General features: G+C 57.5%; 16 protein-coding genes. 15 read left to right on the top strand and 1 reads right to left on the bottom strand.

The genetic code is table 11. The annotated features are described in order from the left end of the window. The first annotated feature begins 1 nt into the window (after position 1). The 14 genes from BFP99_RS29170 to BFP99_RS32520 all read left to right on the top strand — a co-directional run bounded on the left by BFP99_RS29170 (position 2) and on the right by BFP99_RS32520 (position 11,920). Positions 2 to 592, top strand: a complete 591-nt coding sequence (locus tag BFP99_RS29170; protein ID WP_034112028.1) for a phage tail terminator protein — start codon at positions 2 to 4, stop codon at positions 590 to 592. Then, positions 589 to 795, top strand: coding sequence for a DUF2635 domain-containing protein (locus BFP99_RS29165; protein WP_065948813.1), 207 nt, complete (start codon positions 589 to 591; stop codon positions 793 to 795). The genes BFP99_RS29170 and BFP99_RS29165 overlap by 4 nt, the downstream gene beginning before the upstream one ends. Then, positions 795 to 2,291: a phage tail sheath subtilisin-like domain-containing protein gene (locus tag BFP99_RS29160; RefSeq protein ID WP_065948812.1), complete on the top strand. Its 1,497-nt coding sequence runs from the start codon at positions 795 to 797 to the stop codon at positions 2,289 to 2,291. The genes BFP99_RS29165 and BFP99_RS29160 overlap by 1 nt, the downstream gene beginning before the upstream one ends. 60 nt (positions 2,292 to 2,351) lie before the next feature. Beyond that, the gene (locus tag BFP99_RS29155) at positions 2,352 to 2,699 is read left to right on the top strand and encodes a phage tail tube protein (protein WP_065948811.1); all 348 of its coding nucleotides are present in this window, start codon (positions 2,352 to 2,354) and stop codon (positions 2,697 to 2,699) included. After that, positions 2,696 to 2,992 carry a phage tail assembly protein gene (locus BFP99_RS29150; protein WP_065948810.1) on the top strand — a complete coding sequence of 99 codons (297 nt, stop codon included), beginning with the start codon at positions 2,696 to 2,698 and terminating at the stop codon, positions 2,990 to 2,992. Before BFP99_RS29155 ends, BFP99_RS29150 begins: the two co-directional genes overlap by 4 nt. Before the next feature lie 130 nt (positions 2,993 to 3,122). After that, a complete protein-coding gene (locus tag BFP99_RS29145; RefSeq protein ID WP_065948809.1) occupies positions 3,123 to 5,180 on the top strand; it encodes a phage tail tape measure protein in 2,058 nt (685 codons plus the stop codon). Further along, positions 5,181 to 6,434, top strand: a complete 1,254-nt coding sequence (locus tag BFP99_RS29140) for a DNA circularization protein (protein WP_065948808.1) — start codon at positions 5,181 to 5,183, stop codon at positions 6,432 to 6,434. It abuts the gene before it with no gap. Positions 6,435 to 6,437: 3 nt separating this feature from the next. Next, entirely contained in the window at positions 6,438 to 7,553 is a 1,116-nt protein-coding gene (locus BFP99_RS29135) for a phage baseplate assembly protein (RefSeq protein WP_065948807.1), read from the top strand. After that, the gene (locus BFP99_RS29130) at positions 7,550 to 8,059 is read left to right on the top strand and encodes a phage baseplate assembly protein V (protein WP_065948806.1); all 510 of its coding nucleotides are present in this window, start codon (positions 7,550 to 7,552) and stop codon (positions 8,057 to 8,059) included. The genes BFP99_RS29135 and BFP99_RS29130 overlap by 4 nt, the downstream gene beginning before the upstream one ends. Then, complete coding sequence (locus BFP99_RS29125; protein ID WP_065948805.1) at positions 8,056 to 8,454, top strand: phage GP46 family protein; 399 nt, start codon at positions 8,056 to 8,058, stop codon at positions 8,452 to 8,454. The genes BFP99_RS29130 and BFP99_RS29125 overlap by 4 nt, the downstream gene beginning before the upstream one ends. Continuing rightward, complete coding sequence (locus tag BFP99_RS29120; RefSeq protein ID WP_065948804.1) at positions 8,444 to 9,481, top strand: baseplate J/gp47 family protein; 1,038 nt, start codon at positions 8,444 to 8,446, stop codon at positions 9,479 to 9,481. The genes BFP99_RS29125 and BFP99_RS29120 overlap by 11 nt, the downstream gene beginning before the upstream one ends. Continuing rightward, on the top strand, positions 9,472 to 10,071 hold the full coding sequence (locus BFP99_RS29115) for a YmfQ family protein (RefSeq protein WP_065948803.1): 600 nt from the start codon (positions 9,472 to 9,474) through the stop codon (positions 10,069 to 10,071). The genes BFP99_RS29120 and BFP99_RS29115 overlap by 10 nt, the downstream gene beginning before the upstream one ends. 11 nt (positions 10,072 to 10,082) lie before the next feature. Next, positions 10,083 to 11,567: a hypothetical protein gene (locus BFP99_RS33380; protein WP_065948802.1), complete on the top strand. Its 1,485-nt coding sequence runs from the start codon at positions 10,083 to 10,085 to the stop codon at positions 11,565 to 11,567. Beyond that, positions 11,564 to 11,920, top strand: coding sequence for a tail fiber assembly protein (locus BFP99_RS32520; RefSeq protein WP_370737683.1), 357 nt, complete (start codon positions 11,564 to 11,566; stop codon positions 11,918 to 11,920). The genes BFP99_RS33380 and BFP99_RS32520 overlap by 4 nt, the downstream gene beginning before the upstream one ends. Positions 11,921 to 11,944: 24 nt before the next feature. Here the strand turns inward: BFP99_RS32520 and BFP99_RS33115 are convergent, their stop codons facing one another. Then, a complete protein-coding gene (locus tag BFP99_RS33115; protein ID WP_141690844.1) occupies positions 11,945 to 12,847 on the bottom strand; it encodes a hypothetical protein in 903 nt (300 codons plus the stop codon). A gap of 191 nt (positions 12,848 to 13,038) precedes the next feature. On the opposite strand from BFP99_RS33115, the gene BFP99_RS29100 reads away from it, so the two are divergent. After that, complete coding sequence (locus BFP99_RS29100) at positions 13,039 to 13,878, top strand: hypothetical protein (protein WP_141690843.1); 840 nt, start codon at positions 13,039 to 13,041, stop codon at positions 13,876 to 13,878. Positions 13,879 to 13,911 lie beyond the last annotated feature (33 nt).

Genomic DNA, 13,911 nt, shown 5'->3' with positions numbered 1-13,911 from the left:
AATGAAATTGAACCCGCTCGTCGCACACTTGCGGCTGGCTTGCCCGTCCTTTGCTGGTCGGGTGGCTGGCGGCATCGACTGGGACGCGGTCGTTGAGAGCGCGCAGTTGGCTTTGCCGGCTGCGTACGTGATTGCAACCGCCGACGCTGCGACCCCGACCAAAGCTCAAAACATGATCATTCAGGACATCACTGATCAGTTCAACGTGGTGATCGTGCTGGATACGACTGACGAGCGCGGCCAGGCTGCCAATGACCTGCTGCACGATATTCGTGCCGAGTTGTGGCGCGCCTTGCTCGGCTACATCCCGTCGCCTGAATACACGCCCATCGAGTATGGCAAGGGCGCGCTGCTGCACATCAGTCGGGCCCGGGTAGTTTACCAGTTCACCTTCTTCTCCGAATTCCAGGTCGGGCGCAATCGTCCTGACCAGCCGGCCGAGACCTGGCAAGAGCTTGAGCTCGACGGGCTCACCGGGTTCACCGGTGTCGACTTCCAAATGGACTGCATCGACCCGGCAGATCCAAACCTGCAATCACCCGGCCCGGATGGGCGTATCGAAGCGCATTTCTCAGGAGACGTAACACCATGACCAAGCGCATCACTGTGGTGCCGGCCAAAGGCCGCTCTGTGCCCGATCCGGAGGCCGGCGACCTGTTGCCTGTTGAAGGCCGGGACGTACCCGACAACGTCTGGTGGCGCCGCCGCCAAGCTGACGGCGACGTCAAGTTGAAAGACGTTGAACCCACAACCACCAAAGCTGCAGTCGCGGCGAAAACCGAGGTGGCCAAATAATGCCTATCGGATTCAGCAACATCCCGGCCGATATCCGTGTGCCGCTGTTCTATGCGGAGATGGATAACTCGGCAGCAAACAGCGCATCGTCGGCCATGCGCCGGCTGATCGTCGGCCAAGTAAACGACAGCGCCGTCGGCGAAAGCATCGGCAAGCTGGTGTTGGTCACCAGTCTCGCCCTGGCCAAGGAAATTGGCGGTCAGGGCTCCATGCTCGCCGCAATGTACGAAGCCTGGCGCAAGACTGATCCGATCGGCGAGATCTGGTGCCTGCCGCTGCAAAACGAAACCGGTGAGGTTGCTTCTGCAACTATCACCATCACCGGCACGTCCACTGAGGCTGGCTTGCTGAACCTGTATGTCGGCGGTGTGCGAGTGCAATCCGTGGTGCCGTCTGCCGCAACACCGACGGCTGCGGCCGCCGCCCTGGCGGTCAAGATCAATGCCTCACCAGATCTGCCAGTGACAGCGGTCGCAGCGGCGGGCGTTGTTACTTTGACCTGCAAGTGGACCGGCGAAAGCGGCAACGACATCAGCATCGCGCTTAATCGCCTGGGCAAGTCCAATGGCGAAATGACGCCGGCCGGTATGACCGTTGCGGTCACGCAAATGACTGCAGGCGTCGGCACTCCAGATCAGGTGGACGCGATCGCCGCACTGGGTGATGAACCCTTCGAGTTCCTGTGCCAGCCGTGGACCGACACGACTTCGCTGAATGCCTGGAAGGATGCGATGGACGACAACGTCGGTCGCTGGAGCTGGGCCAAGCAGCTGTTCGGGCACGTTTACAGCGCGAAGCGCGGAACGATCGGCACGTTGGTCGCCGCCGGGCAGGCTCGTAACGATCCGCACATGACCATCCAAGCTATGGAAGTCGGCGTGCCTAAACCGGTGTGGGTGCAGGCGGCCGCTTTGGCGGCGCGTACTGCCGTTTTCATCTCCGCCGATGCCAGCCGCCCTACCCAAAGCGGCAGCATGCCTGGCATTGATCCTGCTCCGGCAAGTGATCGGTTTACGCTAACCGAGCGGCAGTCGCTGCTGAGCTACGGTTATGCCACTGCGTATTACGAAGGCGGCTACGTGCGCATTCAGCGTTCTGTTACTACCTACCAGAAGAATGCGTTTGGTCAGGACGACGATTCTTACCTCGATAGCGAGACTATGCACCAATCGGCATACATCATCCGGCGGATGCGCGGCGTGGTTACAAGCAAGTACGGGCGCCACAAGATCGCAAACGATGGCACGCGATTTGGAGCCGGACAGCCAATCGCGACGCCGAATACTTTTCGGGCCGAGTTCAATTCCGAGTATGGGAAGCTCGAGTTTGAGGGGCACGTTGAGAATTCCGAGCTTTTTGCCGAGCACCTGGTGGTCGAGCGCGATCCCCAGGATCCGAGTCGAATCAACGTGCTGTTCCCGCCGGACTACATAAACGGTCTGCGCATCTTCGCGATGCTCAACCAATTCCGTCTTCAGTACGACGCCGCGGCGTAACGCTGACCCTGATCACCCGGCCCGCCTTGAGCGGGCTTTTTCATTCCAGAGGAAAAGGCCATGGGTCAAAAAGTAGCGGGTACCGCCTACGTAAAAGTGGACGGCACGCAGCTCACTATCACCGGCGGCGCGGAAGCCCCGTTGATGGAAGTGAAGCGGGAGACGGTTTATCCGGGCTTCTTCAAGGAAGAAGAACTGGCGCCGTACTTGAAGATGACAGCCATCGTTGAGGCGAGCTTTCCGATCAAGACGCTGGCGAATGGCCGCGACATGACGGTCACGTGCGAATTCAACAACGGTCGCGTCTACGTGCTTTCGGGTGCCTACCTGGTAGATGAGCCATCGTTCAAGGCTGACGACGGCACGGTAGAGCTGCAATTCGACGGCATCAAAGGGAGCTGGCAATGAGTGACTCCGTAAAGCTGCAGGCGCCTATTGAAGCGCATGGCGAGCCCCTGACCGAACTGAACCTGCGCCGCCCGACCGTGCAGGAAGTTCGGGCCATCAAGGCCTTGCCGTACAAGATCGACAAAAACGAAGAGGTCAGCCTCGACATGGACGTCGCCGCGAAATACATCGCGGTGTGCGCCGGCATCCCTCCGTCGTCGGTCAACCAGCTCGATCTGGCGGACCTCAACACGCTGAGCTGGCAGGTGGCCGGTTTTTTCATGAGCGCGGCATCAGCACAACCGAGCAGCTGATCGAGGTCGCGTATGACCTGGCGTGGTTCTGGAAAGTTGATCCGGAGCTCTTAATGGCCCGGCCACTGGACGTGCTCCTTGAATCGCTGGAGCACGCCCAGCGCATTAACCAATCCCAGCAGGTGTAGTGATGGCGGACAAGTTCCAGCTCAAGGCGTTGATCACCGGCGTCGACAAGCTGTCGCCGACGCTGGCGGGGATCCGGAAGAACGTTGCGGGTTTCACCAAGCAGATGAACAACTCGGGGCTGGGCAAGATCGGGTTCAAGGAGGCTTTGCAGGGCGGGGCCCTGGCGGCCCCGTTCATTGCAGGCGCCCGGGCGGCCATCGAGTTCGAAACCGCCATGGCGGACGTGAAGAAGGTGGTCGACTTTGACACCCCTCAGCAGTTCAAGCAGATGGGGCAGGACGTACTCGACCTGTCGGAGAACATGCCGATGGCGGCGAGCGGCATTGCCGCAATCGTCGCCGCCGGCGGCCAGGCCGGCTTTGCTCGCGGTGAGTTGAAACAATTTGCCGAAGACGCCGTGAAGATGGGCGTTGCCTTTGATCAGACCGCCGAGCAGTCGGGCGACATGATGGCCAAGTGGCGCACGTCGTTCAAGCTGACCCAGCCCGAAGTGGTCAAGCTGGCGGACCAGATCAACTACCTGAGCAACGTGGGCCCGTCTTCGGCCGCACAAATCTCCGACATTGTGACGCGCATCGGCCCGCTTGGTGCAATTGCTGGTCTCGCGTCCGGGCAGATCGCCGCCATGGGTGCCACCCTGGCGGGCGTCGGCGTGCCCAGCGAGGTAGCTGCAACCGGCATGAAAAACTTCATGCTAGCCCTGACGAAGGGGAGTGCAGCCACCAAGCAACAGGCAGAGGCCTTCAAGTCGCTGCGCCTCGATGTGACGAAAGTTTCCAAGAGCATGCAGAAGGATGCTCAGGGCACTATCGAGGACGTGCTCGCCCGCATCGCGTTGGTTTCGCCGGATAAGCAGGCCGGCCTTTTAACGCAGCTGTTTGGCTCGGAATCTGTTACAGCGATCGCTCCACTACTGACGAACCTCGATCTTCTGAAGAAGAGTTTTCGGGATGTCGCCGAGGGCTCAGGCTACGCCGGATCCATGCAAAAGGAATATGCCGCGCGTTCGGCCACCACGGCCAATGCGATGCAGTTGCTGCAGAACAAAGTGACACGGCTGGGCGTTGAGGTGGGTAGTGCGCTGCTGCCACCGTTTAACGACTTCCTGACGATCATCGGCCCGTTGGTATCCAAGCTTGCCACCCTGGTTGCTCAGCACCCTGGCTTGATCAAAGGTATCGTCGCCGCCGCACTGGCCTACGGCGTGCTCCGCGTGGCCGTGATAGCCACCACCATGGCGATGACCCTGTTCAACGCCGTGACCAAGAAGTCGATTGTCGGTCTAGTTATCCGGGGGATAGCGCTGGCTGCCGGCCTTCTCATTGCGAACTGGTCCAAGGTCGCACCGTTCTTCGAAGCGGTGTGGGCAAAAATAGGAGGGCCTGTGATGCAGGCCTGGGAGTGGTTCAAGAAGTTTGCCGAGTACACGCCGCTCGCGCTGATCACAGCGAATTGGGAGCCGCTGACGAAGTTCTTCGGGGCCCTGTGGGATCTGCTGGTAGCTCTGTCGGTTCCTGCCATGGACTTCTTCAAGTTGATCTTCGACTGGAGCCCCCTGGGCTTGATCGTCAAGCACTGGGGGCCCATCACCGCCTGGTTCCAATCGTTGTGGGCAAAGCTCAAGCCAATCATTGAGCCGATCATGAAATGGTTCGGCGGTGGCGATGGGGGTGATGGGATCATCCAGACCGCGACCAACAAGGTGAACGCTTTCACGGAGGCCCAGCAGAAACGCAATGCCGGCGCCGGCGGCGGTACTGGTGAGTTTCTCCAGTCCGACGCGGCGTTGGCCGCTCAGTCGCGGCGGGCGGACAACAACGAAGCATTTGGCATCGATAACAACCGACTGCTGAGCCGGCCAGGGCAATTGCCGCCTTCTGGCAGCCTGCTGCAGCAAACCGCTGCTACCCAGGCGCAGAAGGTCAACGGCGAGATAAACGTAAACATAAAAGGCGCGCCGCCTGGCACGACCGTCGATCAGCCGCAGGCCAGCCAAACCGGTCTGAAAATAAAGCCCAACGTCGGTACGCGAACTGTTGGCGTGATGAGGGCGCAGTAAATGGCAGAAAGAACGTGGCGTGACGAACTGCTGCCGGCCTCGTTCCGGGGGGTCAGCTTCTTGATCCCCCAGGCCTCGGTGCCGGTGGGCATGAAAGGGCAGTTGCACGAGTTCCCTCAGCGGGATGACCCTTACTTCGAGCAGTTGGGCAAGCAGTCCCAGGTGCACCGGCTCACGATTTGGATTATCGGCGACGATTGCTTCGAGCGACGGGACAAGTTCCTCGAGGCAATTCAAACGCCAGGCGCGGGAGAGTTGGTTCACCCTTGGCTGGGGCGAATGCAGGTCAAGGCCGGCGAAGCAGAGTTGACCCACGACTACCAGCAGGGCGGCATGGTCAGCATGCTGGTCACGTTCTACCCGGACAGGCCGCTCAAGTTCCCCGTGGCCCGGGTCAATACTCAGCAGCAGGTGGTTAAGGCCTCGGAGAGCATGTGGGATTCGGCGCTGGCGCGCTACAAGGCTGCGATGGCCAAGGTTGACCAGGCAAGGCTGGGCTTGGCTCGGCTGCGCAACAACCTGTCGGCGGTGTACACAGTAATCCAGCGCCAGTTCGCGCCGTTCGTGTCTGTCTTCACAGACCTGACCGGGCTGGCGCAGTCGATCATGAATGCCCCCAGCTCGCTGTCGGCACTGTTCTCCAGCTATTTCAGCGACTTCTCGGTTCAGGATTACCTGGGCAGCGACTCCAGCTATCGCAACACCGTAGCCACTGCGAGTCAGCAGGCTGAAGCGGTGAGCAGCATTAATACCGTCAGCACGATTGGCGGTGTCGATTCGGCCGCAGCATCGAAGGCCACGGCCGATTTTGTACAGGACGCGCTGCTCGTTCAGATTGCTCTGATCGTCAGCGAAATGCCGATCGCCTCGCAGCCCGTGTCGACTGATACAACGCCGTCGGTAGATCAGCAGGCCGTCCAGCCCTTCGAAAGGCCTGAGGTGCCGGTGGCAGATGATGTGCTCGAGCTGCGCGACGGATTGAACGAGGCGATGCTTGAGGCATCACTGAAAGCCGACTCGGCTCATTACATGGTGCTCAATGCCCTGCGGCAGACAATCGTCAAGCACCTGACGGCGGTCGCTGCTTCCGGCGTTCGCCTCGTGGAAATTACCCCGCCGGAAACCCTTTCTGCGCTGGTCCTGGCATACCGGCGCTTCGGCGACGCTACGCGCGAGTCCGAGGTCGTAGAGCGAAACCGCATTCATCACCCAGGGTTTGTGCCCGCACGGCCGATCAAAATAGCCCAGAGGTAACCCGTGGACGAAGATGAAAACACCGTAACGCTCAGCGTCAACGGTTCGGATTACTCTGGCTGGAAATCGGTCGAGATCGCGCCCGGACTTGAGGATCAGGCCGGGTCGTTCAATTTAAGCGTCACCTGGAAGTGGCCAGGGCAGACCATAGGGAGGCCGATCAAAGAGGGGGACAAGTGCCAAATTCGAATCGGTGATGACCTAGTGCTTACTGGCTGGGTGTTCGCCACGCCGATCGATTACGACGACAAACAGATCACCATGTCCATCAGCGGCAGGTCGCTGACTGCCGACCTGGTCGATTGCGCGGCAATCAATGAACCGGGTCAGTGGAACAATCAGAGCGTCTTGTCGATCGTTTCAGCGCTTGCGGCGCCCTATGGGTTGAAGGTGCGCAGCGAGATCCCTGAAGGCGCAAAGCTCTCGGATCACACCATCGAGCCTGGCGAGACGGTTTTCGAATCCATCGATCGACTGCTCACTCTGTTCAGGGTTTTCTCGACTGACGACGCCACCGGGATGGTGGTGCTGGCCAGGCCGGGAAGTGAGGGGCGAGCGTTCGACGCGCTCGAGGTGGGCAAGAACATCAAGGCCGGCAGTGCGGGGCTCGACTTTTCCGCGGTGTTTTCCGAGTACCGAGTGCTCGGGCAGAAGAGCGGCACCGATGACGAGTTCGGCGCTGCGGCAGCCGAGGTTTCGGCAACGGCCACTGATCCCCGGATTGCTCGCCGGCGGGTGATGGTCATCCAGCAGTCCGGCCAGCTTACGACTGAGCTGGCCCAGGCACGGGCTCACTGGGAAAGCGTAACTCGCATGGGAAAGGCGCTGACCACCACGTATGAGGTTCAGGGGTGGAGGCAAACAAACGGCCAGCTCTGGAAGCACAACATGCTGGTCCGGGTCATCGACTCGATCATCGGATACGACCGTTGGATGCTCATAGCCCGGGTGACATACATCCTGGGCGAGGGCGGCATGGTCACAAAAATGGAAGTCGGCCCACCTGACAGTTACGAGCCGGAACCGAACGACTCGCTGAAAAACCGCAAGCTGAAGAAAGGTGGCAAGGGCGACAACTTCGAATACCTCATCCCAGCAGACTACGAGCCAAAACAATGAGCCTGAAAAGCATGCTGGCCCGCGGCACCGTCGTGCTCGCAAACGCCGGGAAGAAGATGCAGTCGCTGCAAATTCGCCTGACGGCAGGTGAGCTGAAAGACGGTGTCGAGCATTTCGAACCATACGGCTTCACAAGCAATCCGCTGGCCGGCGCCGAGGTGCTGACTGCGTTCCTGGGTGGTGATCGATCCCACGCGGTTGTTGTGGTCGCTTCTGACCGCCGCTACCGCATCAGCGAAGTTGCCCCGGGCGAGGTGGTCATCTTCACGGACGAAGGGGACAAGATCCACTTCAAGCGTGGCCATGTCATCGACATCGAAACCCAAACGCTGAACATCAAGGCCGGCACCTCAGTGAATTTTGATACCCCGTTGATCACCCAGACCGGCCGAATCGTTTCCGAGGGTGACCAGGTGGCCGGCGGTGTCAGCCAAATTGACCACCCCCATAGCGGGGTGATGCCCGGCAACGGACAAAGTGGTCCTGCTGTGCCGGAGGCTGAATGATTATTTCAAACACAGTGGAGGCCGGTCTCACGCGCGCGGTGATGATCAGCCTTTTCACCTGGCGCCGCGCGGCCACGGATGACCCGGTCGATGACGAGGAGCGCTATGGCTGGTGGGGTGACAGCTACCCAGCGACCGCTGACGACAAGATCGGCTCCCGCCTGTGGCTGCTGCGCAGGGTAAAGCTCACCGAGGCCACTCAGCGAGATGCCGAGTTTTACGCCGACGAAGCGCTGCGCTGGTTGCTCGCCGATGAGCAGGTGGTGGGTATCGATATCAGCAGTGAGAAAGTCGGAATTAACCGCCTGAACCTTGTTGTGATCCTGACGATTCTTGGCGGCGCTCGGCTCGAAATCAAACCCTCTTCTCCATGGCAGGTGATCTATGCCGTTTGAAACGCCGTCTCTGCCGGTACTCATCAGCCGCACCCAAAGCGACCTTGCAAGTGATGTGCTACGCCGATCCGACGCCCAGGTGCTGGCCAGAACCCTCAGCGGCACCGCGTACGGGCTGTACGGATACCTCGACTGGATCGTTGACCAGATCCTGCCCGACCGCGCTGACGAGGAAACCCTTGAGCGCATAGCGATCCTGCGATTGAGCCAGCCCCGAAATCCTGCGCAGCCCGCTGAAGGCTCCGTCGGATTCGCTGCTGCAGCGCTGGCGGTGCTCGATGTCGACGTGGTGCTCCAGGCCGATGACGGCCGAACCTACAAGGTCACTGCCGGGTTAACCACTACGGCAGGGGTAAACACCACCACGATTGCTGCCGTTGATGCGGGCGTTCTCGGAAATGCCGACGCAGGCCTGACGTTGAAGTTGATCCAGCCAGTGGAGGGCGTGGTGAATACCTTCACCGTGCTCGCTCCAGGGCTCACCGGGGGTATTGCTCAAGAGAGCGTTGAATCGCTCCGCGCTCGCGTTGTTCGGTCCTACCGCGTGATCCCGCATGGCGGCTCAAAAGATGACTACGAAACCTGGGCGCTAGAGGTGCCCGGCGTCACGCGAGCATGGTGCCGTGGCAATTACCTTGGGCCAGGCACCGTTGGTTTGTTCGTGATGCGTGATGGTGACGCCGAGCCAGTGCCAAATCCCACGCAACTGGCTGAGGTGAAGGCCTATATCGATCCACTACGGCCAGTTACTGCTGAGCTTTATGTGCTGGCGCCGGTTGAAGTGCCGGTGTTCTACCAGATCCACGCCATACCCGACACGTCAGCAGTACGCGCCGCCATCCAGGCCCAGCTTGTGGACCTTCATGAGCGTGAAGCGGGACTCGGTGAAACGCTTTTGCTCACCCACATAGCCGAGGCTATCAGTGGGTCTGCCGGCGAGAGTGATCACCAGCTCATCGTGCCGTCAGCAAACGTTGTGCCCGCTGCCAACCAGCTTCTTACCTTCGGGGGCATCACATGGCTGTGATCAGAACGGCGGAAGAGTATCGAGTGCAGCTTCAGGGGCTGCTTCCATCTGGCCCCGCCTGGGATCCTGAGCTTGTGCCCGAAGTCGCGCTGGTGCTATCCGGCGTGGCTCTGGAGTTCTCCCGCGTGGATGCGCGGGCCGTGGCGCTGCTGAACGAAATGGACCCGGCAGGTGTGAGCGAGCTTGTCCCCGATTGGGAATCAATCATGGGCCTGCCAGACACCTGCCTCGGTCCGAACCCAGCGTTTGAGGATCGACGCCTGGCTGTTCGCCGGAGATTGGTGGAGGTGGGCGGGCAGAGCCGCGGCTACTTCATAGAGATCGCGGTAAGCCAGGGATACCCAAACGCGAATATCACCGAGCATAGAGCGCCCCGTATGGGGCGTTCTCGTTTTGGCTCCGCTCATTTCGGTACCTGGAACGCCCAGTTTATGTGGACGCTTAACACAGGCGGCCGGCAGCGGCAGGGTCGCCGGTTCGGCGTTAGCTACTGGGGCGAGCGATTCGGCACCAACCCGGGCAACGCACTGGAATGCCTTATCCGGCGACCGGCGCCGGCGCACACCGTTGTGCACATCAATTACGACTGAGGGGTAAGAACGTGGATTTTCCGAAAAGTGTGCCCAGCGTTGGGTTGGTAGATGGCAAATTTATCGATGAGGACGCAGTCGCCGGTACGCCCGGCTCGCTGATTCCGTCCGCCTGGGGGAATGCTGTAACCCAGGAAATTTTAAAAGTAATTCAGGAAGCTGGGCTGGAACCGGACGAAGACGACAACACCCAGTTGAACGCGGCCATCGATCAGAAGATATCCGGAGCCTCCGTTGCGTTTGCAAGTCAGCCCGAGGCTGAGGCCGGCGAGTCAGAGACCAAAGCGATGAGCCCGCTAAGGGTTTTCCAGGCTATCGCCAAAGTTGTTACTCAGGCTACTGAGTCAGCGTTCGGGTGGCTCAAGATTGCAACTCAGCCGCAGGTTAACGCAGGTTCGGATGATACTGCGGCAGTGACATCGAAAAAGCTGTCAACTGCTCTGCAGAATCAGGCGACGCAGGCGTTCACCACGAGCGGGACGGGAACAGCGCTTACCCTGACGCCGTCGCCTGCAATTCCTGCATACGCCGCGAAGCAGCGGTTCAGCGTGACGTTTCATGTGGACAGTGGTGCAGACCCAACGCTGAACGTCTCTGCGAAAGGTGCGAAGCTGCTCAAGCAATACAGTGCATCAGGCGCGAAGGTTGCAGCGGTGTTTTTCGCCGGCCAAGTTGGCGATGTGGTCTATGACGGCACCGATTGCGTTCTGCTGGACCAGCTGCCCACCACTACAAACAATTTGGTTGGTATCGCAGGCTCAGCGAAGAATTTGAGGGTTTCGACCACCGGCACAAGCGCAGTCGTTACGGTGTCCGCTGACGAGCTCGAGGTCGAAAGCACAGCCAATGCCTACACGACTCTTCGCGCGGTAGCCGTGGCACCATCGTTCGCGACTGCTGGTGTGGATGGGCTGGACGTAGGCGCTGCAAACTCACAAACGGCCTCGACTTGGTACGCGGTTTGGGTGATCTGGAACGGCACCACCAAGGCCGGACTGCTTTCCTTGAGCGGTACAGCTCCAACGTTGCCAGCCGGTTACACGCACGCGGCACGGGTTGCCTGGGTGAAAACAGATTCAACGGCGAATAAATACCCAATTTCATATATCCAATACGGAAAGTATGCGCAATATAAGGTAGCTACAGGCTCAAACTTGCCGGCACTCCCATTGATTGCCAGTGGTATCCAGGGGGCTATCAACACCCCTACCTATGTTCCTGTATCTGTGTCTGCCCTGGTTCCGCCTACCGCCTGTAAAATCTGCATTGTCGCCACTACTGGCACAGGCACAGGCACGCTGCTGGTCGCTCCAAATAACTCTTTTGGAGCTTCCAACTCTGCAACCAATCCACCGCCATTAGTAGTTGGACAGTCTGGAACAGGCACAACAAACACTGGATTTATTTCCATGGCTCTTGAGTCTGGGAGCGTGTACGTCGCACAACAAACATCGACCAATTTTACGCAAGTTTTTGGCTGGGAGGACGGCTTATGAGTTGGGCAATAAGATTAGACGGCGCCGGCTGCAGGTCGGTGGACTCTCCAGAAGATGTCATTAAAGGATTTGAACGTTATATGGCTACAGCCGATGGGCCACCACCAGAGCCTATCGCGCTACCTCTTACTGAAGAGCAAGCGAAAGCCTCAGCCGACCTAAAACGCGATGAGCTTTTGGCAGTTGCAGCGCTAAGAATTGCACCTTTGCAGGACGCAATTGATCTGGACTTGGCCTCCCAGGATGATATCGAAAGGCTAAATCTCTGGAAGAAATATAGAGTAGCTGTTAACCGGATATCAAGCGCGCCAGGGTACCCGCTTGATATAACGTGGCCAGTATCTCCAGATTAGACATTGGCCACTAAATAAATTGCATTAAGGCTCTATTGGCGGGCCCTCTAACATAAGAACTCTGTTTTGGTTGTAGCTTACTCCAAGTAAGCCCTTGCCATTGAACTCTATGTAAGTTGGGTCCGCTATGTGGATTCCTTTTTGTTCGATTAAAAGCTTGTCGCGGCGAGTAGTCCACTCAAGAGGTTTTTCAGGGGAGGCTGTGCTCATGGTGACATACCAAGCATCTTCTGAACTCCTATCGTGATAAAGCCCATGCAAGGCAATCATTTTTCCTTCTTTCATGATTAGCTCGGGGTTGCCACCGTTCTTTATGACGACACCAGATTGATTTGGTGTGAAGTCTATTTTTTCACCGAAGTCAACATAGCTGTATGCAATATCCATTCTGTCTAAAGATATCGAAGTTTCTGCAAGCATGTGCCATCTATTGCCGACAGGTAAAATTGCTACATTCCAGATATGCCCCCAGTTTGTACCAGGGGATTGCTTGACAATTGGCTCGCCCCCATTTGCCGGGAGCCAATTTTTTTGATCCTTCGATGAATACAGATACATATCATCGGAGCCTTCTGATTTTCCACAAGTTAAATAAAATGTTTCTTTATAAGTAAAGAAATAAGGAAACCTGCAAGATTCCTTCATTATTGGTGGTGATGACTTCTGCGGTGATGTACTAATCTGCGCATCTTTTATCAGACAAACCTTGTTTATTTCGCACTGATGAAAGAGATCGTACCCATCGCCATTTTTAACGAGGTGGACCTCAACCACATAACTTCCACCCCCTAGCGCCGCTTCAGATATTTTGTAATTTCCGCTCTGTAGTGAAAAATCAACCAGCGGTGGGTGGCTTGAACTTGAGGCCTGGGTGTGAGCGGATACACAGATAAATGCCAATGCTGCCAAGATTCTAGGTATGGACACAGTTAAAATCCTTTTAGTGATAAGGCGCATTCTCTCGAAATAAATCTGATTTTGCAAATCATGCGTGCGAGAAAATATTTCTGAATAATTTAGCAATTAAATTATGTTGGCGTAATACATGTTGAAAGTATGCGAAATGCGCTTTAGTTACAAAGATTAAACCATATCTTTAACGCGAGAGGATTAACCTTTTGACCACAATAAGCTCAATCGAAAAAACCAAGCTAGATAGTCGTTTGGAGTGTGCGCTTTTCGTTCACCAAGGAAGGCTGCTAGAAGCAGCATTCAGGCGAGACTGGTTTTCGACATTCGCGCACACGCTCGAAATCCGGGATTATTTTACAGACCAATTGCTAGCATCACACCCATGGTCAGGCGGCATGGGTACTGTAGTGGTTGACGATGCGCAGGTTATCCACGTGTTCGGCAATACGAACTGGGCGTCGTATAACAACAAAATCATAAAGTCCACGCTTGACCCTATCACCTTTGCGCCATCTGCCCCCATTGACGCGCTACTGGTCAACTCGCCGTTCAAATTCTATAACTTGGACATTACAAAGAGCGGTAGCAAGTGGCGCGCCATTGTTGAGATATCCAATGATCAAGGCCCAGCTATTTACTTTGCGGAATCTCCAGATCTGGTGAGCTGGGTTTACAAGGGTGGCCGCCTCGGCGCTCCGGGGGAATACGTAGGCTGCCCAAGTATCCACTGGGTGCCCGATCGCAACGCATTCCTGCTGACGTTCTTGAAATCAGTATCCGGTAAATTCGTCACGCGCGCGGCGAAGTCATCTGATAACTGTTTCACGTTCAGCTATTTCACCAGCAAGGGGCAAAACCCGGCAGGTAGCTATTTGCTTGATGCAGAACCTGGCACTGAGGGTAAAAATACCAGTGACCTGTCCATGGTTGAATTTGATGGAAAAGTCTACGGCGTCTACTTGACTGGCGATCAACAAACAATCGCCAGGCGAAATACGTTTCACTATGACGGGACTATGGCCCAGTTATACGACGAATTCTTTTGAGGCAGAACGCTATGCCGATCACCCAGCAGCAGT

Origin of the sequence: Pseudomonas sp. 1 R 17, assembly GCF_900067035.1 — a bacterium.
Taxonomy (GTDB): domain Bacteria; phylum Pseudomonadota; class Gammaproteobacteria; order Pseudomonadales; family Pseudomonadaceae; genus Aquipseudomonas; species Aquipseudomonas marginalis.
Note: the sequence above shows the minus strand (reverse complement) of the source record. Positions and strands in the feature narration are given on the sequence as shown.

Excerpts from the sequence above, each read along its gene's own strand:
- BFP99_RS29170 (WP_034112028.1), top strand. The coding sequence starts at position 2 with ATGAAATTGAACCCGCTCGTCGCACACTTGCGGCTGGCTTGCCCGTCC.
- BFP99_RS29165 (WP_065948813.1), top strand. The coding sequence starts at position 589 with ATGACCAAGCGCATCACTGTGGTGCCGGCCAAAGGCCGCTCTGTGCCC.
- BFP99_RS29160 (WP_065948812.1), top strand. The coding sequence starts at position 795 with ATGCCTATCGGATTCAGCAACATCCCGGCCGATATCCGTGTGCCGCTG.
- BFP99_RS29155 (WP_065948811.1), top strand. The coding sequence starts at position 2,352 with ATGGGTCAAAAAGTAGCGGGTACCGCCTACGTAAAAGTGGACGGCACG.
- BFP99_RS29150 (WP_065948810.1), top strand. The coding sequence starts at position 2,696 with ATGAGTGACTCCGTAAAGCTGCAGGCGCCTATTGAAGCGCATGGCGAG.
- BFP99_RS29145 (WP_065948809.1), top strand. The coding sequence starts at position 3,123 with ATGGCGGACAAGTTCCAGCTCAAGGCGTTGATCACCGGCGTCGACAAG.
- BFP99_RS29140 (WP_065948808.1), top strand. The coding sequence starts at position 5,181 with ATGGCAGAAAGAACGTGGCGTGACGAACTGCTGCCGGCCTCGTTCCGG.
- BFP99_RS29130 (WP_065948806.1), top strand. The coding sequence starts at position 7,550 with ATGAGCCTGAAAAGCATGCTGGCCCGCGGCACCGTCGTGCTCGCAAAC.
- BFP99_RS29125 (WP_065948805.1), top strand. The coding sequence starts at position 8,056 with ATGATTATTTCAAACACAGTGGAGGCCGGTCTCACGCGCGCGGTGATG.
- BFP99_RS29120 (WP_065948804.1), top strand. The coding sequence starts at position 8,444 with ATGCCGTTTGAAACGCCGTCTCTGCCGGTACTCATCAGCCGCACCCAA.
- BFP99_RS29115 (WP_065948803.1), top strand. The coding sequence starts at position 9,472 with ATGGCTGTGATCAGAACGGCGGAAGAGTATCGAGTGCAGCTTCAGGGG.
- BFP99_RS32520 (WP_370737683.1), top strand. The coding sequence starts at position 11,564 with ATGAGTTGGGCAATAAGATTAGACGGCGCCGGCTGCAGGTCGGTGGAC.